This window comes from Halorhodospira halochloris (genome assembly GCF_002356555.2).
Taxonomy (GTDB): Bacteria; Pseudomonadota; Gammaproteobacteria; order Nitrococcales; family Halorhodospiraceae; genus Halorhodospira; species Halorhodospira halochloris.
Genome location: NZ_AP017372.2, coordinates 2,397,430 through 2,420,978 on the forward strand (window position 1 = coordinate 2,397,430; position 23,549 = coordinate 2,420,978).

Consider the following 23,549-nt stretch of genomic DNA (forward strand, 5'->3'; position numbering starts at 1 on the left):
CCCATTAGCCGAGCACAGCTTACGGATTCTCACCTGCAAACAGGCCTATAAGGCTGATACCAAGGACCAAGGCCAAAAATAGAGCGCCGGCCATAGCCAGGGCAAAGAGCCTACTCTCAATAGCTGCGAAGAGACGCGCGCTGAGCAAAGTCGGCGATGGGGCGCTCGGCAGACGCGGACGGTTGCGCCAATGGCGCCGGATAAAATAGCCACTGCGCACGCCCCAGAGCATTGCCGGCTTGATCCAGTCGCCCTCAGGCAGACGCGGCAGTAAAGGGGCGCCAGCAGACCAGAACAAGGCGCCAAAAATGCCAGCCCCCCCTAGACCTACCAGTACTGGCCAGGCTGCTTCGAAAACTGCTTGGCCGGTAATAGCAGAGTTTACTTGCGTAAAATCCCAATGAGCGGCAACCAGCCAGGGCAGACACAATGACGAAGCTATTAGGCCAAGCACTGCCAGTTGCTGGACTCTCCCGTCGGACTCATGGCCAACGCCCCTACCGCTCCAGGCTACCCACAAAAAGCGCAGCAAAAGCAAGGTGGTTAGGACGGAGGCGACGCCCAGAAAAGCCGTCAGCAATTCTCCGGCTGGCAACTGGTAGGCTCCATCCTTGATTGCCGCCTTAGCCAATGCGCCACTACTTAACGGCACCCCAGCAATAGCCATAGCAGGCAAGAGCATATACCATCCCCGGCCGCTACTACTCAGCCCACAAGCGAGGAACAATGCGCCCTTAGCCAGACCATGATGCACAGCAAACAACAAGGCCCCACCAAACACTGCAGGGGCGATTTGCGGATAGCATAACGCCATACCCACCGCCAGCAGTAGGAGCCCCATTTGACTGACCGTTGAGTAAGCCAAAACCGTCTTGGGCCGAGCCTGCACAATACCGACGGCATTGGCATAGACTACGGTAACAATGCCGGCGGCCATGAGCAGACCACCATAAAAAGGCAAGCCTACCTCACCGAGGGGCAGCATCCGCAACCAAGCGATCAGAGCAGCTTTAACCACTAACCCTGAGAGGAGCGCACTCGCTGCGACCGGCGCAGCGGGATGGGCCAAGGGCAACCAAACATGGAGTGGAAAGGCGCCGGCCTTAACCGCAAAGCCAAGCAACAAAAGGCCAACTAACAACTCCTTGCGCGGGTGTTCAGCGACTATGCCCGGCACCTCGGCCAGAAGTGGGTTCCCTACCCCGGCAGAAAGCAGCAGAACGGCGCTGAGCACAGCCCCTTCAGCCAAAACCGCCATAGTCAAATAGACCCTGCCAGCACGAAAAGCAACCGGAGTGCGGTAGTGAACAACCAGGGGATAGGCGGCAAAGGTCATTAACGCATAGGCGAAGTAGAAGCTGGCCAGATCAGCTGCTGTAAGAACGCCGTATAGCGCCGCTAAAACCACTGCCAGTGCGGCCATAAAAGCGCCGCGATGAATGTCATCGCGCATCTGGCACCAGGCCGAGACAACTGCTGCAGCCCACAGCGGCCCAGCAAGGATCAGCAGTGGCTCAGCTATCTGATCAACACTGAAACGAGCTTGCAACAGAGCCCAAGGTAATTCGACCTGAGCGCCGGAGGCAAAAGCGAATAACGGCAACATCAGACCTATCACTACCAAGGTCCAGGACCAAAACAGCCTGCCCCGCCCCAGCAATGGGGCAATTGCCAGCGGCGCCAGTAGAGGCAGCAATAGCAACCATTGCTCAGCGTTCATCCAGCGGATACTCCTGCTCGACAATCCTTTCCGCCCAGCTCAGCGGCGACCATTGCGAGGCCGCAAATGCCCCTGCAAAAAGTGCCGCAAAGGCAGTAATCAGCGCCGGGTAAAGCAGCCAGGCGTGCGACTCCAACTTGCCACTATCGTGTCTTTTAAGCCCGATTGGGGCTGCCGGCAATAACCATATACGCCTTATCACCGGTAAGAAATAGGCAGCATTGAGCAAGGTGCTTAGCACCAAAACGGCGAGAACCCAATAGCTCCCCTGCTGCAAAGCACCAAGCCCCAGATACCACTTGCTTATAAAACCGGCTAAAGGAGGCAGTCCGACCATACCTAGCGCCCCGACAGTGAAGGCGACCGAGGTCCAGGGCATGCGCCAACCAACCCCGTTAAGCTGATCTATCCGGCTTATACCGAGTGTTTCTGAATAATTACCTGCACAGAAGAACAAGGTAATTTTCATAAGCCCCTGGTGAACCAGATGGGCAACGCCTCCAATCAACGCCAGGGGGCCACCCGCCGCCACCCCTAAGGTTATGTAGGAGACCTGACTGACCGTGGAAAAAGCCAGCCGGCGCTTGATATCGGTCTGTGCCAATGCCCGCAGGGAACCGTAGATTATGGTGATGGCTGCCAACACCGCAAGAACCGGCGTAATCCCAAGCTCAAAGGCGATTTCAGCACCATATATATCCTGTACAATCCGTATCACCCCAAACGCCCCGGCCTTGACGACCGCTACCGCATGGAGCAGTGCGCTCACCGGCGCTGGTGCCACCATAGCAATGGGCAACCACGAATGCAGCGGTACTAGCGCCGCCTTAACCCCAACTCCAGCGAGCATTAAACCAATAACCAAGGTCGCCATCAGTGGTGAGTCGGCCGCCCAGAGCGCCACTGCCTCAACTCCACCCGGGGTAAACGGCTGATCGCCTACTGCGGTGTGGAGCATTACTGCGCCGACCAACAATAGCGCCCCGCCCCCGAGTGTATAAGTGAGGTAGATTCGGCCGGCCTGGAGGGCTGCTGGATGGCCCCTGTGGACTACCAAAGGATAGGTTGCGAGGGTCAAGGCCTCGTAAAAAATGAAGAAAGTGAAAAGGTTATTTGCCAGGGCTATGCCGGTTGTAGCAGCCACACAGAGGGAGAAGAACCCGAAAAACCGCGCCCGCTGGCCTGACCCCTCTAGATAACCGATCGCATAGATAGTGGTAACTAGCCACAGGCTGGCAGAAAGCATCACGAACAGCAGAGCTAGGGGGTCGGCGGCCAGTCTAAATGACAGGTCGGGCAACACTAGCCACACAACCTCCAGCTCAACTCCACTGATTACCGCGTAGAGCATAAATACAACCAAGACCAGCTTGGTAACAGCACCGAACAGATTCCAGAACGTCCGCGCTCTTCGGCGCCTGTCGCGCAACATGAAGATGATCACCGCGGTAAGCAGTGAGGCCAGAATAGTCAATAACGGCAGCTGCTCGATAAGCCAGATCACGGCAGCACCTCCGGCGCACCCTGATCAAGGAGATTGAGCACGGGGACCGCACTTATCCCCATTACTACCGCTAACAGGGCGAGCATCAACGGTGTAAGCTGCATAACTAGTGGCACAGGCCGTGGCGGATATATCTCTATCCAGCCGTAGGGCGGTGAGGCATGTGCCACTGATAGCACCCGAAAGGCATAAGCACCGGCAAGCAGCGAACCGAGAATCAACACAATCGCCCAAACCCACTGACCGGAACCCAACGCGCCAGTTAGGATTAGCCATTTGGCAAGAAAACCTCCGGTTGGCGGCATACCCATCAAGGCAGCAAAAGCCAAACCCAAGGCTAGCAGGCTAATGGACAGGTAGGGCGTCAGGCCACGCAGCCCCTCTAGGCGGTCATTGCCAAGACAGTATATTACGTTCCCGGCCGCTAGGAATGCCGCGGCTTTGGCCAGGCCGTGGACTAGGGCCTGGTAGGCGACACCGTGCCAAGCGTAGGTTGCCGCAGCCGGCACGACCACCAGTGGCAACAACAACAGCAGATACCCCAGCTGAGCTATAGTCGAGTATGCAATCAGCGGCTTAAGTCGATTTTGCCGCAAGGCCTGCAGGGCACCATAGAGCACTGCAGTAGCCCCGAGACCACCGATCAACCAGCCCATAGGCGCTGTCAATAGCACTGGAAATACCCACAGCCATAGGCGCAACAATAGATAGACAGCTGCCTTGGCAACCAGCGCCGAGAGCGCTGCACTAGCCGGCGCAGGGGCATTGCTGTGGGCCGGCATAAGCCAAATGTGCAAGGGAAAGATGGCCGCCTTGGCAAACAAGCCGGCAGTTATCAATGCCGCCGCTACCGCCGCAGCGGCATCCGCCTGCAGCAGTTCACCCACCTCATGCAAGTGGAGACTGCCGGTTGAACCATATAGCAGGGCGACGCCCAAAAGATAGGCGAGAGAGCCGAGCAGTGCCAGCAACAAATAACGTAATGCCGCACCAAGGGCGGAACGGTCAGCTGCCATAGCCGCTAGCGGCGTAGCGGTCAAGGTAAGCAGCTCGAGCATCACGTAAAGATTGAACAAGTCTGCGGACAGAAAAATCCCGTTCAGGGTTGCCCACTGAATCAACCATAGCGGCCAGAAATGTTCCCCGCTATGGCCCTTACCGCGCAGATAGGGGCCCGCATAAAGGGTCACTGCCAACCCCACTAGGGCAGTCAGCAAGACCATCAAGGCTGCTAGCCCATCGGCGTATAACTCGACACCTAGCGGAGGCTCCCACCCGCCTAGGTGGTGGCGCTGCGGCCCATCAAGGGCGACACTAATAGCTATGTCGGCAACCACCAGCACCGTTGCCAATGCCCCGAGCAGCGGCAACCAAGGCGCCCGCCGCATCCCTACCAAAAAGACCAGCAGCGCGGTGAGCAGCGGCAGGAAAAAGGCCAGTGGCAGAGAGGGTAAGAGGCTCAACCCTTATCACCCTCATCTTCGGGCAGATAAACCAACCCTGTTTCGGCGTGGTAGCGCCTAGCGAGCACTAGCGCGAAGGCTGTCGCGCTGACGGCAATCACTATACCGGTAAGGACCATGGCGTGCGGCAGGGGGTCGACGTAATCCTGATCACGCCGGGCTAGCGCTACGAGCAGCAGAAATATCGAGTGGCCGAGCACGTTTACCGCTAAAACCCGGCGCAGCAGGTGGCGCTGGGTAATTAGCCCGTAGATCCCGATACCTGCTATTACCCCTGCGACTAGAGCAAAAAAGGCCGCCTGCGTCATCTAACCTCCCGGCGAAAGCCGCCCGACCCACTAAAGAGCAGCGTCAACGGCAAGGCGATAGAGATGGTAAGTGCTGTCTCGATCAACAAAATCAGCCCATAATCCCAGCCCGGGGGGTATTCAAGGACTGCTGAGGCCAGCCCGGCGCCGGCCAGGCCAATGGCAGAAAAGAGCACAACCCCACCGACAAGGGCACTGCGCTCAATAAGGGATGGCTCAGTGGTCGGACGCAGCCGTCCGGTCAAGCGCAACATCACCCCTAAAGCGGCAAGGACTGCACCGGCCTGAAATGCCCCGCCAGGCTGATGAGCACCAGCCCAAAGAAGGTAGCCTGTAACCAAAAGAGCCATAGGTGCGATAAAAGAGATCAACGGTCCAACCAAGATTGGTTCACGATGACTGGCGCGCAGCCAATCTCCAGGACCGGCGTGGTTTATATCCTGGGCTACTACTCGGGCGGCGAGAAAGGCAACCAGCAACACAACAACCTCACCGAGGGTATCAATGCTGCGAAAGTTAAGCAGCACAGCGGTTACCGGATTATCTACTCCGCTGTCGGCCAAGTTTTGCAAGGCCAGGCGGCCGGCGGTCTCTTGTGGCGACTGTAGGCCGACCACGACCCAGCCAATCCCAGCAACTAGCCCCCCGGCTAAACATCCCGCCAGCAAGGCTGCCCAACGCGGGACTGCTGAAGGCGGCGACGACTCCTGCTCGTCAGTAATCAGGGAGCGATACGCCGAAAGCAGCAGCGCCCCGGTTAGCCCAGCACCGATAGCGGCCTCAGCCAAGGCCAAGTCGGGGGCCGCTAACCGCGCCCAAGCAATGGCCATGAGCAAGCCAAAGACGATGAACAAGACTACGCTGCGAAACATGTGTCGACCGGCCACGATTTGGTAGGCCAGGCTGATCAACCCAGCGGCTAGCAACGCATCGAACCCCCAGAGGAACCATTGCTCAATCATGGCGGCGCCCTTTGCGTCCCCCGATCAACCCGCAGTGAAAAGCGGGCGATCAGGTGAGCCGAAACCGTAGCCGCAAGCAGTGCCAAGGCCCATACCAACAAAATCTTCAGTGCTACCCATAGCGACTCTGCTTGGACCATAAGCCCTAGGGCAATAAGCCCTAGGCCGGCATTGTCAGCTTTAGTCAAGGCGTGCAAGCGCGAATAACAGCTGCTGAAACGCAGCATGCCGACTGTGCCGGTGAGAAAAAAAATCCCCCCCGATATCAGCAAAACCGCACTCAGCACATCCAGCCAACTCATCTTTCACTGCGCCCTACAGACCGCCTTGGTAGCCTAGTAAAGGCAATAGCTATCACTGCCGCAAGCAAAGTAAACAACAGGGCAACATCACGCAACGCAGGCTCTTGCATGGTTTGAGCGAGCAACAAAAGCACCGCAACCGTGGTCGTACCAAAGAGCAGTGCAGCCAACATGCGATCTGCGGCACTAGGTCCGTGGTAAACCCTGAACAAGCCGGCGAGCAGGTTCAGCAACAAAAACAACGCCAGCCCTGTATAGATGTTTTCCATGACTGTCCTCCTGGAGGGCTCATAGGAGCTTCTAATATCCCGTCGAGCCACATTTGCGCCGTGTATCAATCCACCCGCACCTAGCGCTAAGATCTCCATAGCGCGAGTGCTGTTTGGCTCACAGTGCACAGTGGCAGTCTTTAATAGCTCCCCCGGGCCTTAAGGGAACCTCTAAAAACTTCGCCGGCGCCACCATCCGCCCCGGTGTGGAGGTCTTGGCGCCAGGGATGGCGCCATGAAGCCTCCAGGGATGGATTCACGGCGTCCTCCACACCGGGGCGGATGGTGGCGCCGGCGAAGTTTTAGAGGCCACCTTAAGAAGCCTTTTGCGTCGGCACAACCTCATCAAGGGCATAGAAATAACGAATCTTCTCCTCGAGTCGCCGCACCTCGCTCTCAGCACTGGGGGTCACACCGTGGATGATCAGCTCATCGCTATAGAGATCCGCGGCCAAAGTGCCCGGCAACAGGCTTACCACAGCAACCATGACCACGCGCGGCTCCCCGATCGGCAACGACAACTTATAGCGTATCCACGCGGGGTGAACCGGTAACCCAGGGTGAAGGGCACGATAACCAACATCTAATCCACCGACAAAGGACCTAGAAACAAAGAACAAGACAAAGCCGGGTAGGCGCAACCACCGCCAGCGATGAGTCCACCTACCTAGATACAACAAAGCCCCGCCAGCAGCGATAACCACCGTGGCAACACCAAATGCACCGCCCAGTTCGCCGCCGGTCATGATCAACCACAGCAAGAGGACCAGTACTAGCGCCTTGGCAAATCGGCGCACGTTCTCTCCGGCCATATTGAAAACCCTATTCCGCAACGCAAACCGATTCTCAGGATTCGGCGCCCATTTGCTTAGCGCGCTGTGCACTAGCACGCAGAAGCTCCTGCTCTTGATCCCAGTCACGGTCAAGACGGGCCTCTGGCCACCCCTGAGCGTGGTGCAAGATAATTCTTACCAGGGCATCTATGTGATCCTGACGGCAGTTGAGCGCGGGAATATAGGAGAGGCGCTCTCCTCCATTCTCCTCGAAGTATTCGCGATTTTCCTCAGCGATCTCCTCAAGTGTTTCCAGGCAGTCGGCCGAGAACCCCGGGCAAACCACATCTACGTGCTTGACACCATGCTCTCGAGCTAAGGTAATCACTGTCTCATCGGTGTAAGGCTTTAGCCACTCCTCCTTACCGAAACGAGACTGAAAGCAGATATCCCAGCTCCCTGCAGGGAGTTCAAGCCTTTCAGCCAGCAAGCGCGCAGTTTTATGGCATTGGCAGTAGTAGGGATCGCCGTTGAGTAGATAACGTTGCGGCATACCGTGAAATGAGAACAGCAACCGCTCACCGCGACCATTTTCGGCCCAGTGTTGGCGAATCGATGCAACCAGGGCGTCGAGATAGCCTGGGTCGTCATGGTATTGGCCAATCATGCGCAGCTCCGGCACCCAGCGCCAGCGCATGAGCTCTTTGGCCACAGCATCAAACGTCGACCCGGTAGTTGTAGCCGAGTACTGTGGATAAAGCGGCAAGACCAATATCCGCTGCGCGCCGGCCTCGCGTAAGCGGCGCAACGCCGCCGAAATAGACGGATTGCCGTAGCGCATCCCCAGCTCAACGGCGAAAGGGCCAGCATCTGCCAGCTCCTGCAAGCGACGTTGGATGCCTTCAACTTGGCGTTCACCAATCTTTAGCAGCGGTGACCCGTCCTCACGCCAAACCTGCTGATAGGCCGCTGCCGATTTCGGGGGGCGAGTTCGCAAAACCAAGCCGAACAGGATCGGCCACCAACGCCATTTGGGGATTTCGATGACCCGCGGATCGCCCAGGAATTCCCGTAGATAGCGGCGCAGGGCGTTAGTTGTCGGCTCATCTGGGGTTCCCAGATTAGCAACTAGAACGCCCAATACCGGCATCTCGTCGTGACTAAAAGAGCTCTTGTTCGAATAAAGTCTCATAACACGTGAAGCATACTGACTTTACCGCCATGGATGCCAGAGGGGGGAGGCCTCTAAATCATTTTTTGCATCCTGCAGGGTGTCTTTAAAAACCGCCCCGGCGCTATTGGCAGCCCCGGTGTGGAGGACGCCGTGAACCCTTCCCTGGGGGCTTCATGGCCTACACAGTGGCAGTTGGCGATCTTTGTAACAAAACTGTAACTTGACTGTAACTCTACTGCAGGGCAGTTTTAGCGCCGATGCATGACGTTGGGTTTGCACAATGCTACAAGGCCCGTTACCAACCTACTCAGTAAGCTTCTGACACAGGTCCATTACCAACACCATGTCACGAACAGAGAAACCATCGAGCATCGGCAGCACCCACGTTGCAGTGAGCAACAAACCTCAAGCTGATTCCCCCGCCTGGCTGCGTGGCATCTATGCCGGCCTGTGCCTATACCTTTTTTTGGCGGCCCTAAAAATTATGGGTTCTGGGCTGGGGACCTTTGGCGAAGAGAGCGACTTTCTGATAAGGGCGTTCGAGTACGGCAAAAACCCCTTTATTGCCTTTCTTGGCGCAGTATTAGTTACCGCTATAGTGCAGAGTTCATCTTTCACCTCGGCCCTAATAGTAACCCTAGTGGCAACCGGGGAGATGACTCTAGGCACAGCTGTCTTCGCCATAATGGGCGCAAATATCGGCACCTCGGTAACTGCTCTGATCGTAGCCTTGGCAAACATCCGCATCAGACGCAACTTCCGTCGCTCATTCACCGCAGCCTTACTCCACGACTTTTTCAATATACTAACAGTATTGGTTATATTCCCGCTGGAATGGATTACCAGTATTTTCCATGAGCAGGGACGAGGCATAGTAACTCAGGCGGCTGCGGGAGTTGCCGACTTAATCGGACTACCCGAGGTTGCCCGCCCCAATGATCCGGTGAGCGTTGCCACCGCCCCACTGGTCAATTTTGTCGACGGCGCCGGCGCCATGTTCATGCCAACTAGCATGGCCCAGGGCATTTTCGTCGGCATAGCGGGCCTAATAATAATGCTTATCAGCCTGATCATGATGGTTAAAAACCTGCGCGGCGCCTTGCTGCGCTACATGGACGGGCTATTTCGCACCTATTTTTTCCGCACCGACCCGCGCTCCTATGGCATCGGCATCTTATCAACGGTAATGGTTCAGTCGAGCACCATCACCACTAGCTTAATGGTCCCCCTGGCCGGGGCGGGCGTGGTACCGATGAAAAGGGTTTTCCCATTCATGATGGGATCCAACTTGGGCACTACTGTCACCAGTGTTATTGCAGCAACCGCCAACCCGGTTGCTGCGGCAATGACAGTAGCCATGTTTCATGTATTGTTTAACCTAACAGGTTCCCTTATTTGGTATCCGCTGCGCTGGGTACCAATTAAGATCGCCAGTTGGTATGGTAGATTGGCTGGGCGTAAGCCGAGTTACGCCTTCCTGTTTCTGTTTTTGCTGTTCGTGGTAACACCGCTAGTCGGCTTAACCCTTACAGAATTATTGGTAATTCACAGGTGATTGACTTGCCCCTGCAAAGTCAATGGAGATGGTTATGTTTCGTGGGCTTCTAAGCGTCTTCGCCAAAGAGACTGCGGTAGACCGAGCTTTTGCTGAACTAAACGAGATGCTTGAAAAGGGCGCGTGGATGTTTGAGCGTGCCAATGATGTGCTCCACAACCGCATCAGTGCCGAACAAGCGTCGGAACAACTCTACACCCGCGATCAGCAGATTAACGATCTGGAACGCTCTATCCGTCGCAAGATACTGCGACATTTGACAGTCAACCCCGGCTACGACGTGCCGGTCTGCCTAGCTTTGATCACCGTTGCACGGGACGCGGAGCGCATCGGCGACTATTGCAAAAACGTATTTGAGATATCATGTCACTACTCAGAGGGGTTTCACGTCCCCAAATACCACGATCCGTTAGAGCAAATAAGCGCCCAGACCCTGGAGATCTTCTCGATAGTCGCCGATGCCTGTCAGAACAATTCGCAGGAAGGGCGAGCCCTAGAGACCAAAAAGCAGACACGAGATATTCAGGATCGCTGTGATCAGATTATCACCGAGATCTTCGAGGATGAAACGCAAATCGAGTTCCATGAGGCGGTAGCCTACACCCTGCTCGCTCGCCACTATAAACGGGTTGCTGCGCATCTCTTTACCGTCGCCAGCGTAGTATATGGCGAGTTAGCTGAACTTGATTTGAGCGAGAATGATTACTGACCCGGCCGGCGCAGTCTTTCTGGGCGCTTCTAACCCCCCGGAGCCACTCAACTGCCCCGGTTTTGAGGGCGCTGTGAATCCATCCCTGGAGGCTTAATGGCGCCACCCTTGGCGCCGAGACCTCCACACCGGGGCAGTTAAGTGGCTCTGGGGGCATTTTAGATTTTCCCTTAGGGGCTGCGGAGAATAAGCTCCCAGAATCATTGTCCAGTTTGGTAAACTACGCCCACATACACTCAGCAATGGTCTGACAATGAGCGAAAAGAAAAGAGTACTATTCCTGTGCACCGGCAACTCATGCCGCTCCCAAATGGCGGAAGGTTTTGCCAAGACCCTCGGCACCGACCCTTCAGTTGAGATAATGTCTGCCGGCCTTGATGCCCAAGGTCTAAACCCGATGGCCATCAAAGTGATGCAGGAAGATGGCGTCGATATATCCAGCCAAGAATCGACCACGGTTACTGAGGAGATGGTCGCCAGCGCCTCTCTTATCATAACCCTTTGCGACCATGCCGACGCTAACTGTCCGGCCGCTCCTGCGACTGCCGAGCATCGCCACTGGCCAATTGCAGACCCTGCCCAAGTCTCCGGCAGCGACGCGGAAGTGCTAGCCGCCTTCCGCGATGCCCGCGACGAGATTAAGGATTACGTATTTGGGCTAGTCAACGACCTGCGCAGCGGGGAAGAATTCTAAGCAGTTAAGCTGTCCGCCCCCGGAGCAGACGGTTTGGTACCCAGTGGGGGCCGGGCACCCCTAAACTCCCCCTGGGCCCATCGGCTACCCCACGGGTGGCCTCTAAAACTTCGCCGGCGCCACCATCCGCCCCGGTGTGGAGGTCTTGGCGCCAAGGATGGCGCCATGAAGCCTCCAGGGATGGATTCACGGCGTCCTCCACACCGGGGCGGATGGTGGCGCCGGCGAAGTTTTTAGAGGCACCCTAGAGCTGCTCATAAAACCAGTCCCAAGCAAACACGTCACCAGGATCGGATTTGCGCTCTGGTGCGATGTGACAGTGCCCAACGATGCGCTGTTTGGTGATTGCTGGATACTCCTCGCGCAGCAGCCGCGTAAGCCGGACAAGACTCTTATATTGTTCACTGGTATAGGGCGTGACCTCATCGCCTTCCAGCTCGATACCTATCGAAAAATCGTTACAGTTCCCCCGCCCCTTGAATGATGATAAGCCAGCATGCCAGGCCTGCAGATTGAGTGGCACGTATTGGGTTATGTGGCCGTGCCGATCGAGCAGGAAATGGGCTGAGACCTGCAACCGAGATATTTGAGCAAAATATGGGTGAGCATGAGGATCTAGCTGATTGGTAAAAAGATCATCTATCCATTTAGAACCGGCAAACTGACCTGGAGGTAGACTTATAGAATGGATCACCAGAAGATCAATCTCGCTTCCAGCAGGGCGCGGAGCACAATTCTTACTGATAATGTGGCGTGCAGGCCACAGCCAACCAGATCCAATATACATAGTGCCTAATTCTATTCGATGGCGGCTTTTGGGAAGCTCGCGCAGCTAATCTGATTCAATATATCGACCTCCCAGAGATGACTCGCCGTGGAAAGACAAGCATGAACTCAGAGCCTTTATCTGGAGTGCTTTTTATGTGCAATCGGCCTGCGTGACGCTGCATCACATGCTTGACTATGGCTAGCCCCAGACCGGTGCCTCCGGTTGCATTAGAACGGCCTTTATCGACGCGGTAGAACCTTTCGGTAAGCCTATTGATGTGCTCTTGAGGTATGCCTATGCCTGTATCTTCGACCACACCGTAGGCGCCGTTAGCGTCAGAGAACCAGCGCACCCTGATTTTGCCCCCGTCAGGGGTATAGCGCACAGCGTTGGACAGGAGATTGGAAAACGCGCTGCGTAGCTCACTCTCTGATCCGTATATTTGCAGCCCCGGCTCTGCCTCAAGCTCTATCTGATGTTCTCTATCGCCAGATAAGGCCCGCGACTCGGCGCATAGCTTATCGAGCAGGTTGCCGACATCTACCGGCCATTGCTCAGGGGATGGCGCCGCGGTCTCCAGGCGTGAGAGCATGAGCAGATCCTGTACTAATGTCTGCATACGCTGCGCTTGCTCGTGGAGCAGCTGAATCGGCTGCGCCCACTCTGGCTCTTTTGCCGCCAGTTCATCACGCATTTCATCGGCGACGCCGTAGATTACCGTCAAAGGTGTTTTCAGTTCATGCGAAACGTTGGATACAAAATCACGCCGCATCGTCTCTAAGCGCTCGGTTCGGGTCGTATCACGGGCTATCAGCAGACGTTGGTCCCGGCCATATGGCACTAACCGAACCTCTAGGGTAGTGCCGCGCCTAACCGGCGAGGTCAATGATAACGGCTCACCGGAATAGCCATGGCGGATATACTCCCTAAGTTCCGAGCTGCGAATGAGATTAGTAATGTGTTGACGCTCATCATCAGGCCAACGCAGCCCCAACAAACGCTTTGCGGCATCGTTCCACCACACCACACGGTCACCGCGCTGGAGCACTACGGTGGCATCCGGCATAGCCTTTGCCGAATCACGGTACTCCCGGATAAGGCCACGTAAACGCTGCTGGCGCTCGCGTTGGCGGCGCTGACGGCGACTTAAGGCGTGGAATAACTCCCCCCACAGCCCCCAGGATAGGGGCGGCTCAACTCTCCTGCCGAGTCGCACCCAGCGCTCCAAACGCGATAACTGCCATAGATTCCAGATAAAGACCAAGCCGAGCAGCAGACTCAGGATTTCCAGCCACCAGCCAGTAACAAAAGCTAGCCCCGCAGCAACACCACTTAGTGCAGATAAACGGGCCCAAAACGAGGGCCATGGACTGCGCGTCAGCATAAATATGGCCACTTGACAAGCGAGAGATTTTGTTCAGGCAGCATGCCAGTTTTTTAACTCTGTAGCGGCAAGAATAAACACACCGTGCCCACCGCGCTCTAACTCAACCCACATAGCCGGTAAGTTGGGGAAGGTTTTTGCTACTGCATCGTCACTATCACCAACTTCAACAACCAAAATTCCGTCTTCGGACAAATAACGGCTAGCCCCATCGACAATGCGCCGCACCACATCCAAGCCATCATCGCCCCCGGCAAGGGCATTTAATGGTTCATGTTTATACTCAGGCGGCAGCGCATCCATGGCAGTCTGATCTACGTAGGGGGGATTGGTGATGATAATTTGATAGGACTCATCCGGCACATCAGCAAAGACATCGGAATTGAATAATCTCACGCGATCCCCCAGTCCATGGCGCTGGATATTAATCGCTGCCACCTCAAGGGCTGCGTAGCTAGTATCTGTGGCATCTACTCGAGCCTGCGGGAAGGCGTATGCACAGGCTATAGCTATGCAGCCTGAACCGGTGCCTATCTCTAGGATACGACTGACTGAATGCGGATCAACCCAGGGCTGCAAGCTCTGCTCGATTAGTTCCGCTAGAGGGGACCGAGGAACGAGAACCCGCTCATCGACATAAAAAGGCAATCCAGCGAAGTGAATTTGGTTGGTTATATAGGGTAGCGGTACGCGCTGCTCAATACGCCTGCGAACCAGGTCCATTACTGCCTGACGCTCGGCCCCGGTAAGCCTAGCTCCCCAATAAATTTCCGGCGTATCGGGAGGCAGGTTAAGGGCAAAAAGTGCCAAAGCGGCCGCCTCATCGATGGCATTATCAGTACCATGACCAAAATAAATCCCAGCTTCATTAAAGCGACTAGCGGCGTAGCGGACCATATCCCGCAGCGTTTCCATCTCAGCGGGAGCATAATCTAGCGATTCTGACAAATCTTTTCCTCCTGCCTATATAATAATTAGACTCAGCCATTGTAAATTTACCGCTGCAGTCTTTCTGGTGCCATCCTTGGCGCCAAGACCTCCACACCGAGGCCGCTAAGCTCACAGCGGGGGGCTTTTAGAGACGCCCTCACGGGTGCGACTCTATAGTACCCAAGTTTGTATAGCTAGCTAAGCCCCGCGCTAAGTAGAATGTCTAGATAGCATTAATAGGGGCAATCTGATGGGGCTAACCAGGGCCAACATTTTCTTATGGGCGGGCCTTGCTGTGGTAGCGATAGCTGCCGCATTGGTGAGCGTTTGGCTAGCGGTGACAACTATTGGCGCACTTGACAGAGAGCTCGAGATCCGCGGCACATTCCTTGAAGGCGGTCGTCCTATAGCCGATTTCGAGCTCGTTGACCACCAGGCAGATACTTTCACCCAAGACATGCTCAAGGGCAAGTGGAGCCTATTGACTTTCGGCTACACCAACTGTCCCGACACGACTCCAGAGATGCTGGAGATGCTGTCACTAACCTATCGAACTCTTGAGGCTGCTGATCAAACGGACAATCTCCAAGTAGCTTTCGTGAGCGTCGACCCCGAACGCGACACTGTACCACGGCTAGCCGACTTCGCTCCGGGTTTTCACAGCGACTTCATAGCCTTAACTGGTCAGCATGACGAGATGCTAGAGCTGATGCGCAGCATAGGCATTAGACTTAGCCAAACCAATAGTGATGACCCAGGCTACTCAATCCGGCCGGAAGGGACTGTGGTATTAACTAATCCTGATGGCAAGCTGATAGCGCTCTTTACCCCACCACATCATCCCCAGCTCTTAGCTGAAGACCTTTACGCTATAATGAGGCATGAAAGCAGACAAAATTGGCTGGCCCCTCTAACAAACTAATGACTAGCTCCGAACCCGAACCAAATCCCTCTGACAGGCTCAAGGCCTTGGCAATGCAGGCGCTGCCCACACGGCTGTTGTCACAACTGACCAACCGGATCGCACGTATCAAGACCCCGTGGATCAAGAACACCCTGAACCGCTTTTTTGTATGTCTCTACCGAATAGACCTAGAGCAGGCGGTCCGCCACGACCCACGCGACTATGAGTCATTCAACGATCTCTTTACCCGTGCCTTAAGGCCGCAAGCACGGCCTTTGAGCACCATTCCTAACTCTGTAGTCAGCCCTTGCGACGGCACTATTAGTGCCATTGGACAACTCTCTGGGGATCAGCTCATCCAAGCTAAAGGAGTTACTTACCCGATAGCTGAACTGATGGCTGATCTATACAATCCAGAACTGGCAAATGGAATGTTCGTCACCATCTACCTGTCTCCCAGCGATTACCACCGTATCCATGCGCCGCTTAGATGCAGCCTAGAGGGCTGCCAGCATATCCCAGGGCGCTTACTGACTGTTGCTGCATCAGCGGTTAGAGCCATACCTAAACTATATGTCCGCAACGAACGCCTCGTCACCACATGGCAGACACCGGTTGGGCCGATGGCATTGATCCCTATTGGAGCACTTAATGTGGGCTCCATAGAGACGGCATGGGATCATCAATCAAGCCCTGATCTAGCCCAAGGCGATGAAGTGGGCCGCTTCAATCTAGGCTCAACCGTTATAATGATATTGCCGCAAGGAACTGTAGACTGGAATCAAGCGCTTAGAGCTACTAGTCGTGTGCTGATGGGACAGAGTTTAGGCACTATCAACGACAACCGTTGATAGTCTTTATCAATCACCATTTCGATAATGAACTAACTTCCAATATCCGAACAAGTTGGTCGGATAGACGCCAAGACGCTTGAAGTCTGGACGGTCAGGCAAATCACTTAGCTCCATGTCGGGGCGGAACCCTACCAGCTTGGACAAAGGCTTCAGTGCTCGCTCTAGGCGGCGCACCACTGGATGCTCAGAGGCAAAGTGATTAACGAAGAAGACCTCCCCGCCAGGACGACAGACACGGCGCACCTCTTCGACGAATTTCTCCGGATTAGGCACCACTGAGGCTACATACATTGCCACCACCACGTCGAAGCTATCGTCCGGGAAGTCCATTTCCTCAGCATCCATCTCATGCAGGCCCGCGACAAAATCCAAGCCCTGCTCATCAACTCGACGCCTGGCAATGTCCAGCATCTCAGGGCTTACATCCACGCCTACCACCGAGACATCGCGGCGATACTCCGGCAAAGACGCTCCGGTACCAATGCCGACCTCGAGGATGCGACGATCTGGCTGCTCATTGAGATACTGCATGGTCAACTTGCGGCCCGGCGCAAAGAAAGGACCGAAGACCTTATCGTAATATCTAGCGTAGCGGCGGTAGGCGCTGCGGATCGACGACAGATCCATTATTTAATATCCCCTGACTATCCTTTTGCTCGAGTTAAACCGGTCCAGCGGCAATTATTGCGGATTTGCTAATCCCGCCGCCATGTAGCCGGTGCTGCAGCGATGGGTGCCTCTAGAAACCTCCCTGGCGTCATCTTCTACCCCCGGCGTGGAGGTCTTGGCGCCAGGAACGGCGCCATGAAGCCTCCAGGGGGATTCACGGCGTCCTCCACGCCGGGGCAGATGATGGCGCTGGGGAAGTTTTCCAGAGGTTCCCTACAGTGATGTATTGCGCAGTGCCTGATGGAAAGCATCCACGGCTCGCTCAATTTCAGCTTGAGTGACGATAAGTGGCGGCAACCAGCGCACGATCTGACCCTGCGGGCCGCAGCGAATCATTAGCACCCCTTGCTTCTCCATCTCCTGCAAAACGCGGGCTGCCCGATCACCATCCGGCTGGCCAGACCGATCTACTAACTCGGTCCCCTGCATTAGCCCTCTGCCCTGCACAGCGCCAATCGATTCATCCTCCTGTTGCAGAGCCTCAAGTCTTGACCGCAATAGCGCGCCCTGCTCCGCGGCGTTTTCTACCAAACCCTCTTCATCTATAACCTCAAGCGTCGCTAAAGCAGCAGCGCAAGCAACCGCGTTACCTCCATAGGTACCGCCCTGAGACCCAGGCCACCCCCTGCTCATCAGCTGCTCTGAGGCGCCGAACGCGGAAAGAGGAAAGCCACTTGCCAAACCCTTAGCGGTTATCAAGATATCAGGCTGCATCTCGTCCTGCTCATGCGCCCAAAAAGTCCCTGTGCGCCCGTAGCCGCTCTGCACCTCATCTAGTATAAGAAGCATATTATGACGGTCTGCGCGCTCGCGCAGGCCTTGTAAAAAACGCTTTCCGGCAGGGATGTAACCGGCTTCGCCTTGTACTGGCTCGACGAAAAATGCCGCTGACTCCGCCGGCATGGACTGCGTAGCAAGAATATGATCAAGTTCGCGCAGGCAGAAATCGGCTGTCTCTTCGTCGCTCCACCCGTAGCGGCAGGAGTTCGGGAATGGCGCTACTACAACCCCCCCCATCATCGGCTGCACGCCGGCTCGCAGACCTACGCTTGAGGTTGTCATTGACAGTGACCCCATGGTCCGCCCATGGAAGCCGCCCTGGAACACGATCATGTTCGGTTTGCCAGTTGCCTGGCGAGCCAGCCGCATTGCTGCCTCACAGGCCTCGGTACCAGCACTAGCGAAGAAAAATCGGTCAATCTCCCCGGGCATACGCTCACCGAGCTTCTCAGCCAGTTCAACCAACGGCCTGTGGCGCAGTATGGCGTACTGTCCGTGGACCAAAGATGCCACCTGCCGCTGGGCAGCCTCTACAACTTTAGGATGGCAGTGCCCTGTGGCTGTGACGCCGATACCTGAGGTGAAGTCAAGATATCGACTACCATCACTACCAATTATATAGGCGCCCTCGCCGCGCTCAGCAACCACTCCACTGGAGGTCTTGAGCAGCGGCGAAATCTGGCCGACGCGATCCTTAGATTCGCTCATTGTCTTTCCTCCCGAGCCTTAATAGGCCCATCTTAAGAGAATAATAATCACCCGCGGGCTTCATCTACCAGCGGAGCCGGAGAGCTGCGGGAAGGCAGCCGAGTTAAATCGATAACATGGCCATATTCCGGTACTTCAACCTCGGCACCTTTGGCGCGCAGATCCTCAGCTAAATCTTCCATGCCCCCCAACTCACCATGCACAAGTGCAACACGTGGGGTATTTTTAATTGCCTCGAACCAGGCTATCAACTCACTTCGCCCGGCATGAGCCGACAACCCGCCAACAGTGTGTATCTGAGCCCCTATTCTGACACTCTCACCCCAGAGTTTCAGCTCTCGCGCCCCATCTACCAGAGCCCGCCCTGGAGTGCCCTGCGCCTGAAACCCAACGATGATTACATGACTGTTCCTACGCCATAGATTGTGCTTGAAGTGATGGCGGATTCGCCCGCCATTGCACATGCCCGAACCAGCGATGATCAACGCCCCACTAGCTACGCGATTAATCGCCATGGAGTCTTCCGCTTCTGGCGTCAACCGCAGATTGGGCAGGTGGAAGGGGGTATTGTTCTCATCTGCATAAAATTCACTTGCTTCCTTATCGTAGAGCTCCCCAAACCGGGAATAGACCTGAGTAGCGTTGATAGCCATAGGGCTATCGAGAAAAACACTCCACTCATCAAGCCCCCACTCGTCATAGAATTTCGCAAATAGATAGAGCAATTCCTGGGCACGACCAACAGAGAAGGCTGGAACCATAATGTTGCCTTGCGCGGCTCTAGCGTCGTTAATGATGGTGCCTAGCTCATCCCAAGTCTCTTCCCAGCTACGATGGTCGCGATTGCCGTAGGTGCTTTCCATGAGCAGCAGGTCAGCCTCTTCGATCCTGACAGGATCCTGCAGAATAGGAGTGTTATCCCTGCCAATATCGCCGCTGAAAACTACTTTACGCTGCTCGCCATTCTCTTCCAGCCATAGCTCTATTACCGCTGACCCAAGGATATGCCCAGCATCCCGCAACCGTGCGATGATACCTGGGGCAACTTGCCAAGTCTCATCATAAGCATGCCCAACAAACAGCTCTATGGCATCTTTCGCATCGTCTACAGTATAGACCGGCTCTACAGGGTCTTGATGGGTGCGGCGGCGTTTTTTGGTCGCGATAGCAGCATCGCGCTCTGCAATGTGCGCAGCGTCCCTGAGCATAATATCGCACAGCTGTACAGTTGCCTTATGGGCGTGCACTGGCCCGCGATACCCAACCTGGGCCAAAAGGGGGAGTCTGCCGGAATGATCCAAGTGGGCATGAGTTATCAGAACAGCATCAATCTCTGCAACATCGAAGGGAAACTCATCTCGATTAAGTTCTTCCTGCTTTCTGCCGCCTTGTATCATGCCGCACTCAACAAGCACCTTGCTGCCGGCACACTCGACCAAAAAACAAGAACCTGTAACCTGTTGAGTTGCACCCAGAAATCTAAGCTTCATTGGCCTCCCCGTAGTGCTGCAAACAGCCCGCCAACCATGGCTTTATAGTTGTAATCGATGGGGCTTTAAATGGTTATTTATGCGACTTGTTCGGCTAGATATGGGTGTTGGCTAAACGCTGCGCTATCTCTTCGCCCACCTGAGTGCAGCTCCTCCCGCTCATACCCTTCTCAGCTAGATCATCTGCAACCGCTTTGCGCAGCAATGCAGCGGCCTCTGCCGCAGCATCATCGCTTTCACCCATCCATTCGAGCATGGTCGCTGCAGTCAAGAGCATCGCCGCAGGATGTGCTCGATCGCTGCCGGCAATATCGGGAGCACTACCGTGGGTAGGCTCAAATAATGGCGGCACTTCACGATCATCCGGGTTAAGATTAGCTGATGGGGCGACACCCATTCCACCGGCAAGCACCGCGGCCAGGTCGGTGAGTATATCCCCGTGCAGATTGCTCGCGACAACAACATCGAATGCCCACGGCTGAGTAACCATTTTCATGCAGCAGGCATCCACCAACTCGTGCTGTGTATGTATATGGGGATAGTCGGCTGCAACCTCGGCGAAAACGTCACACCACAGCTCCCCTGAGTAACGTACCGCATTGCGCTTGGTTACCACGCAAACTGAGGCTGAGGCCTGTGCACTCTGCTCTGCACCGTATGGGAAACTCTTCAGCGGACGCAATCCGCGTTGGCGGTCACGGCGGCGTTGTTCGGCACGATCAAAGGCGTGGCGAATAATTCTCCGCGTCGCCGTGCGGGTAAAAACTTCTAGCTGTGTCGCGGTCTCCCTCTCGCTGCCAACACCAAGTCTCCCGCCCTGGTCTACGTACTCGCCTTCGCTATTTTCCCTAATCACCAACAAATCGGTTTCTAAGGCACGCGGATCAGCTAGATACTGAGGTGCCCCAACCATCGGCACCGCAGGCCTTTCACATGCCCACAGATCCAACCCTTTGCGGATCTCCAGCAACGGCTGTAGCGATACGCCATCTGGCAGATAATAGCGATTGGGGTCCGTAACTGGGCCCGGATCACCAAGTGCCCCAAGCAAAAGGGCATCATAGCCACTCAACTTATCCCGCCAATCAGCCGGCATCATCTCGTCCTGATCTCGATGCCAGTCATGAGAAGGCCACGGCAGCTCCTCGAGTTCAAGCTCTAAATTCGGCAGTGATTCAAGAGCTCGGCAAGTAGCTGCCATAACTTCGGGACCTATCCCATCCCCGGGCATTACCGCCACACGCCATTGCTGGTCCGATTTGTTCATCTTCTCCTCACGGCAGCAAGTGTTTTACTGCATCTCTTTCTTCACGCAATTCGGCTGCGGTTTTGTCCATCTTTTCCCGACTGAAATCATCAATATTGAGCCCTTGCACGATCTGGTAATCGCCACCGGCACAAGTCACAGGGAAAGAGTAAATAAGGCCTGCATCTATGCCATAGCTACCATCAGAGGGGATTGCCATACTCGTCCAGTCGCCTTTAGGAGTACCTAAGGCCCAGTCACGTATATGATCTATCGCTGCACTAGCTGCTGAAGCTGCACTTGAAGCCCCGCGCGCTTGAATTATCGCTGCGCCTCTTTGCTGCACAGTGGGTATAAACTCTTGCTCCACCCAGTCCTGTTGCACCAGTTCTTTAGCTGGCTGGCCTTTGACTTTGCAGTGACTTAAATCCGGATACTGTGTTGCTGAGTGGTTCCCCCAGACGGCAAGCTGGGCAATTTCACTGCTATGGCAGCCGACCTGCATGGCTAATTGGGCCAGGGCTCGATTATGGTCGAGGCGGGTCATTGCTGTGAATGCACGGGGATCAATGTCCGGGGCATTTTGTTGAGCAATCAATGCGTTGGTATTAGCCGGGTTACCAACCGCTAGAACCTTCACACGCTTGCTAGCTACATCATTTAGGGCCTTACCCTGGGCTGAAAAGATCTCGGCATTAGCCTCCAGCAGGTCTTTGCGTTCCATGCCTGGACCGCGCGGTTTAGCCCCAACTAAAAGCACATAATCAGCTTCGGCAAACGCCTCCTCGGCTGCGGATGTTGCTGTTATGCCAGTCAACAGAGGGAAGGCACAATCATTTAGCTCCATCACCACGCCTTTAAGGGCATCCTGAGCTTGCGGAATCTCCAGAAGCTGCAGGTTGACCGGTTGATCTTTGCCTAGCATCTCTCCAGCGGCTATCCGAAAGAGCAGGCTGTAGCTGATTTGGCCCGCTGCCCCTGTAACTGCCACACGTACTGGTTTTTTCATGTCCCTCTCTCCTTAATTTATCCAGCCGAATCTTGTCCCTATTTTTCCACCCTCACCCAACAAATGACTAGCGGATTCACAATTCGCCGCCACTTCGACCATGCCCATTGAGTTCTCATACCAAAACAGTTCGCCCGGAGCGACATCGGCGAATTTCTCGGCACGTCTTATTTCAGACTCTGATATTACCAGCCTCGCTGCGTCATTAACTGTTGCAGCGCGTCTGCCGGTGTGAAGGTTACCGTAGCCATCCCGATAGATTATTTCATCAATATCCTCCGGCCAATCTCGACCAACGATAGCGCCAGTGCTCGAAGTATCCATATCGCTAACCAGAAACGCTCTATCCATATGAGGTTGACCGAAATCTGCCGGGCTAGATTTGGAATCAATCGCTCTAGTTGGTTGGTGGGCCGATGATTCTCTCGGATCGCCCTGTGCTATATCCTGAGCCAGTTCAACTGCAACATCTGCAAAAACATCTCTACCATGGAAGGTTGGTGACACGCCCGTTTGAGGATGCGCTAGCCTGTAGGTTTCTTTAGCTCCGAAACGTTTTGCAGCTACAGCCATCAAGCCGTTATCAGGACCGACCAGCCAGCTGTCAGCCAATTTTATAGCTAAGCCTGCACGCTCCGAACCAACACCAGGGTCCACTACCGCCAGTAAAACTGACCTCGAGGGCAAATACGGCAGACAAGGTGCTAGCAAATATGCCGACCTCTGCGGATCGAATTGCGGAGCGTCATGCATAAGGTCAACTATCGTTGGTGAGGGAGATGCGAGGAGTGCAGAGGTTTGAATCAGGCGGGATTTAAGCTGTCCTACGTAAGGACCGTTAAGGCCGTAATCGGTAAATAGAGTAATCACTCCGGAGCAGCGGTTAGATTGCCCAGCTACTACTCCGGAGTCGATTGGCTCAGGCGCGTGCGGTCTCAACCGTTCCAGAAGCCGCGCCATCGGCTTGCTGCTCTTCTGCGGTCACACCTTTGGACATAACATCTCGATCAACCAGCTGTACTATGGCCATTGGCGCCCCATCACCTTTGCGATATCCACACCGCAGTATCCGCATATAGCCGCCCGGGCGATTACGATAAACCGGCCCAAGCTCATCGAAAAGCTTGGTTACCATCTCTTTATCTCGCAGACGAGCAAAAGCCAGCCGGCGATTCGCTGTCGTGTCTTTTTTCGAGAGCGTTATGAGTGGCTCTACTACACGCCTCAACTCTTTGGCTTTTGGCACTGTCGTCCGTATCTCTTCTTCACGCAACAGTGCAGCTGCCATATTTTTGAACATCGCCCGCCTATGTGCGGGCTTACGGTTTAAATACCGTCCTGCTTTACGATGTCGCATGGCTTATGAATCCCTT

The 23,549-nt window shown here is 55.2% G+C and carries 24 protein-coding genes; 5 read left to right on the forward strand and 19 right to left on the reverse strand.

Going from position 1 to position 23,549, the window contains the following annotated elements; genetic code table 11:
• Positions 1-19: 19 nt before the first annotated feature.
• From HH1059_RS10875 to hemH, 9 genes are all read right to left on the reverse strand, one after another.
• Entirely contained in the window at positions 20-1,720 is a 1,701-nt protein-coding gene (locus tag HH1059_RS10875) for a complex I subunit 5 family protein (RefSeq protein WP_096410174.1), read from the reverse strand.
• Complete coding sequence (locus HH1059_RS10880) at positions 1,710-3,224, reverse strand: complex I subunit 5 family protein (RefSeq protein WP_231901946.1); 1,515 nt, start codon at positions 3,222-3,224, stop codon at positions 1,710-1,712. The genes HH1059_RS10875 and HH1059_RS10880 overlap by 11 nt, the downstream gene beginning before the upstream one ends.
• Complete coding sequence (locus tag HH1059_RS10885; RefSeq protein WP_231901947.1) at positions 3,221-4,687, reverse strand: complex I subunit 5 family protein; 1,467 nt, start codon at positions 4,685-4,687, stop codon at positions 3,221-3,223. The genes HH1059_RS10880 and HH1059_RS10885 overlap by 4 nt, the downstream gene beginning before the upstream one ends.
• Entirely contained in the window at positions 4,684-4,995 is a 312-nt protein-coding gene (locus HH1059_RS10890) for a sodium:proton antiporter (RefSeq protein WP_096410175.1), read from the reverse strand. Before HH1059_RS10890 ends, HH1059_RS10885 begins: the two co-directional genes overlap by 4 nt.
• Complete coding sequence (gene mbhE, locus HH1059_RS10895) at positions 4,992-5,957, reverse strand: hydrogen gas-evolving membrane-bound hydrogenase subunit E (RefSeq protein ID WP_096410176.1); 966 nt, start codon at positions 5,955-5,957, stop codon at positions 4,992-4,994. The genes HH1059_RS10890 and mbhE overlap by 4 nt, the downstream gene beginning before the upstream one ends.
• Positions 5,954-6,259, reverse strand: coding sequence for a cation:proton antiporter (locus tag HH1059_RS10900; protein WP_096410177.1), 306 nt, complete (start codon positions 6,257-6,259; stop codon positions 5,954-5,956). Before HH1059_RS10900 ends, mbhE begins: the two co-directional genes overlap by 4 nt.
• Positions 6,256-6,528, reverse strand: a complete 273-nt coding sequence (locus tag HH1059_RS10905; RefSeq protein WP_096410178.1) for an MrpF/PhaF family protein — start codon at positions 6,526-6,528, stop codon at positions 6,256-6,258. The genes HH1059_RS10900 and HH1059_RS10905 overlap by 4 nt, the downstream gene beginning before the upstream one ends.
• A 314-nt stretch (positions 6,529-6,842) precedes the next feature.
• On the reverse strand, positions 6,843-7,340 hold the full coding sequence (locus HH1059_RS10910; protein ID WP_096410179.1) for a Na+/H+ antiporter subunit E: 498 nt from the start codon (positions 7,338-7,340) through the stop codon (positions 6,843-6,845).
• Positions 7,341-7,374: 34 nt separating this feature from the next.
• Positions 7,375-8,493, reverse strand: coding sequence for a ferrochelatase (gene hemH, locus HH1059_RS10915; RefSeq protein ID WP_096410180.1), 1,119 nt, complete (start codon positions 8,491-8,493; stop codon positions 7,375-7,377).
• Between the two features lie 325 nt (positions 8,494-8,818).
• Here hemH and HH1059_RS10920 point away from each other — a divergent pair, with 325 nt between their 5' ends.
• The 3 genes from HH1059_RS10920 (at position 8,819) to HH1059_RS10930 (ending at position 11,433) form a co-directional block, all read left to right on the forward strand.
• Entirely contained in the window at positions 8,819-10,030 is a 1,212-nt protein-coding gene (locus HH1059_RS10920) for a Na/Pi cotransporter family protein (protein ID WP_096410181.1), read from the forward strand.
• Between the two features lie 34 nt (positions 10,031-10,064).
• The gene (locus HH1059_RS10925; RefSeq protein ID WP_096410182.1) at positions 10,065-10,739 is read left to right on the forward strand and encodes a phosphate signaling complex PhoU family protein; all 675 of its coding nucleotides are present in this window, start codon (positions 10,065-10,067) and stop codon (positions 10,737-10,739) included.
• A 253-nt stretch (positions 10,740-10,992) separates the two neighbouring features.
• Positions 10,993-11,433, forward strand: coding sequence for an arsenate reductase ArsC (locus HH1059_RS10930; protein WP_096410183.1), 441 nt, complete (start codon positions 10,993-10,995; stop codon positions 11,431-11,433).
• A 244-nt stretch (positions 11,434-11,677) separates the two neighbouring features.
• On the opposite strand, the gene ampD is transcribed toward HH1059_RS10930, so the two are convergent.
• From ampD to prmB, 3 genes are read right to left on the reverse strand one after another with little or no spacing between them, the layout of a single operon-like run.
• The gene (gene ampD / locus HH1059_RS10935; protein ID WP_096410184.1) at positions 11,678-12,220 is read right to left on the reverse strand and encodes a 1,6-anhydro-N-acetylmuramyl-L-alanine amidase AmpD; all 543 of its coding nucleotides are present in this window, start codon (positions 12,218-12,220) and stop codon (positions 11,678-11,680) included.
• A 55-nt stretch (positions 12,221-12,275) separates the two neighbouring features.
• Positions 12,276-13,586 carry a phosphate regulon sensor histidine kinase PhoR gene (gene phoR / locus HH1059_RS10940; RefSeq protein WP_096410185.1) on the reverse strand — a complete coding sequence of 437 codons (1,311 nt, stop codon included), beginning with the start codon at positions 13,584-13,586 and terminating at the stop codon, positions 12,276-12,278.
• 33 nt (positions 13,587-13,619) lie between these two features.
• Positions 13,620-14,501: a 50S ribosomal protein L3 N(5)-glutamine methyltransferase gene (gene prmB, locus HH1059_RS10945; RefSeq protein WP_096410424.1), complete on the reverse strand. Its 882-nt coding sequence runs from the start codon at positions 14,499-14,501 to the stop codon at positions 13,620-13,622.
• Between the two features lie 265 nt (positions 14,502-14,766).
• On the opposite strand from prmB, the gene HH1059_RS10950 reads away from it, so the two are divergent.
• Positions 14,767-15,438, forward strand: a complete 672-nt coding sequence (locus HH1059_RS10950; protein WP_096410186.1) for an SCO family protein — start codon at positions 14,767-14,769, stop codon at positions 15,436-15,438.
• On the forward strand, positions 15,438-16,271 hold the full coding sequence (gene asd / locus HH1059_RS10955) for an archaetidylserine decarboxylase (protein ID WP_096410187.1): 834 nt from the start codon (positions 15,438-15,440) through the stop codon (positions 16,269-16,271). The genes HH1059_RS10950 and asd overlap by 1 nt, the downstream gene beginning before the upstream one ends.
• A 9-nt stretch (positions 16,272-16,280) precedes the next feature.
• On the opposite strand, the gene HH1059_RS10960 is transcribed toward asd, so the two are convergent.
• The 7 genes from HH1059_RS10960 to rplQ form a co-directional block, all read right to left on the reverse strand.
• On the reverse strand, positions 16,281-16,901 hold the full coding sequence (locus HH1059_RS10960) for a class I SAM-dependent methyltransferase (RefSeq protein WP_096410188.1): 621 nt from the start codon (positions 16,899-16,901) through the stop codon (positions 16,281-16,283).
• Between the two features lie 255 nt (positions 16,902-17,156).
• Positions 17,157-18,431, reverse strand: coding sequence for an aspartate aminotransferase family protein (locus tag HH1059_RS10965; protein WP_096410189.1), 1,275 nt, complete (start codon positions 18,429-18,431; stop codon positions 17,157-17,159).
• Between the two features lie 47 nt (positions 18,432-18,478).
• Positions 18,479-19,921, reverse strand: coding sequence for an MBL fold metallo-hydrolase RNA specificity domain-containing protein (locus HH1059_RS10970; protein ID WP_096410190.1), 1,443 nt, complete (start codon positions 19,919-19,921; stop codon positions 18,479-18,481).
• A gap of 94 nt (positions 19,922-20,015) precedes the next feature.
• Complete coding sequence (locus tag HH1059_RS10975) at positions 20,016-21,188, reverse strand: isocitrate/isopropylmalate dehydrogenase family protein (protein WP_096410191.1); 1,173 nt, start codon at positions 21,186-21,188, stop codon at positions 20,016-20,018.
• Positions 21,189-21,195: 7 nt separating this feature from the next.
• On the reverse strand, positions 21,196-22,176 hold the full coding sequence (locus tag HH1059_RS10980; RefSeq protein ID WP_096410192.1) for a malate dehydrogenase: 981 nt from the start codon (positions 22,174-22,176) through the stop codon (positions 21,196-21,198).
• Between the two features lie 12 nt (positions 22,177-22,188).
• Positions 22,189-23,136, reverse strand: a complete 948-nt coding sequence (locus tag HH1059_RS10985) for an SAM hydrolase/SAM-dependent halogenase family protein (RefSeq protein WP_096410193.1) — start codon at positions 23,134-23,136, stop codon at positions 22,189-22,191.
• On the reverse strand, positions 23,096-23,533 hold the full coding sequence (rplQ, locus tag HH1059_RS10990) for a 50S ribosomal protein L17 (protein WP_096410194.1): 438 nt from the start codon (positions 23,531-23,533) through the stop codon (positions 23,096-23,098). The genes HH1059_RS10985 and rplQ overlap by 41 nt, the downstream gene beginning before the upstream one ends.
• Positions 23,534-23,549 lie beyond the last annotated feature (16 nt).

Coding starts and splice junctions, on each gene's coding strand:
- HH1059_RS10875 (WP_096410174.1), bottom strand. CDS start 1,720: ATGAACGCTGAGCAATGGTTGCTATTGCTGCCTCTACTGGCGCCGCTG.
- HH1059_RS10890 (WP_096410175.1), bottom strand. CDS start 4,995: ATGACGCAGGCGGCCTTTTTTGCTCTAGTCGCAGGGGTAATAGCAGGT.
- mbhE (WP_096410176.1), bottom strand. CDS start 5,957: ATGATTGAGCAATGGTTCCTCTGGGGGTTCGATGCGTTGCTAGCCGCT.
- HH1059_RS10900 (WP_096410177.1), bottom strand. CDS start 6,259: ATGAGTTGGCTGGATGTGCTGAGTGCGGTTTTGCTGATATCGGGGGGG.
- HH1059_RS10905 (WP_096410178.1), bottom strand. CDS start 6,528: ATGGAAAACATCTATACAGGGCTGGCGTTGTTTTTGTTGCTGAACCTG.
- HH1059_RS10910 (WP_096410179.1), bottom strand. CDS start 7,340: ATGGCCGGAGAGAACGTGCGCCGATTTGCCAAGGCGCTAGTACTGGTC.
- hemH (WP_096410180.1), bottom strand. CDS start 8,493: ATGAGACTTTATTCGAACAAGAGCTCTTTTAGTCACGACGAGATGCCG.
- HH1059_RS10920 (WP_096410181.1), top strand. CDS start 8,819: ATGTCACGAACAGAGAAACCATCGAGCATCGGCAGCACCCACGTTGCA.
- HH1059_RS10925 (WP_096410182.1), top strand. CDS start 10,065: ATGTTTCGTGGGCTTCTAAGCGTCTTCGCCAAAGAGACTGCGGTAGAC.
- HH1059_RS10930 (WP_096410183.1), top strand. CDS start 10,993: ATGAGCGAAAAGAAAAGAGTACTATTCCTGTGCACCGGCAACTCATGC.
- ampD (WP_096410184.1), bottom strand. CDS start 12,220: ATGTATATTGGATCTGGTTGGCTGTGGCCTGCACGCCACATTATCAGT.
- phoR (WP_096410185.1), bottom strand. CDS start 13,586: ATGCTGACGCGCAGTCCATGGCCCTCGTTTTGGGCCCGTTTATCTGCA.
- prmB (WP_096410424.1), bottom strand. CDS start 14,501: ATGGAAACGCTGCGGGATATGGTCCGCTACGCCGCTAGTCGCTTTAAT.
- HH1059_RS10950 (WP_096410186.1), top strand. CDS start 14,767: ATGGGGCTAACCAGGGCCAACATTTTCTTATGGGCGGGCCTTGCTGTG.
- asd (WP_096410187.1), top strand. CDS start 15,438: ATGACTAGCTCCGAACCCGAACCAAATCCCTCTGACAGGCTCAAGGCC.
- HH1059_RS10960 (WP_096410188.1), bottom strand. CDS start 16,901: ATGGATCTGTCGTCGATCCGCAGCGCCTACCGCCGCTACGCTAGATAT.
- HH1059_RS10965 (WP_096410189.1), bottom strand. CDS start 18,431: ATGAGCGAATCTAAGGATCGCGTCGGCCAGATTTCGCCGCTGCTCAAG.
- HH1059_RS10970 (WP_096410190.1), bottom strand. CDS start 19,921: ATGAAGCTTAGATTTCTGGGTGCAACTCAACAGGTTACAGGTTCTTGT.
- HH1059_RS10975 (WP_096410191.1), bottom strand. CDS start 21,188: ATGAACAAATCGGACCAGCAATGGCGTGTGGCGGTAATGCCCGGGGAT.
- HH1059_RS10980 (WP_096410192.1), bottom strand. CDS start 22,176: ATGAAAAAACCAGTACGTGTGGCAGTTACAGGGGCAGCGGGCCAAATC.
- HH1059_RS10985 (WP_096410193.1), bottom strand. CDS start 23,136: ATGGCGCGGCTTCTGGAACGGTTGAGACCGCACGCGCCTGAGCCAATC.
- rplQ (WP_096410194.1), bottom strand. CDS start 23,533: ATGCGACATCGTAAAGCAGGACGGTATTTAAACCGTAAGCCCGCACAT.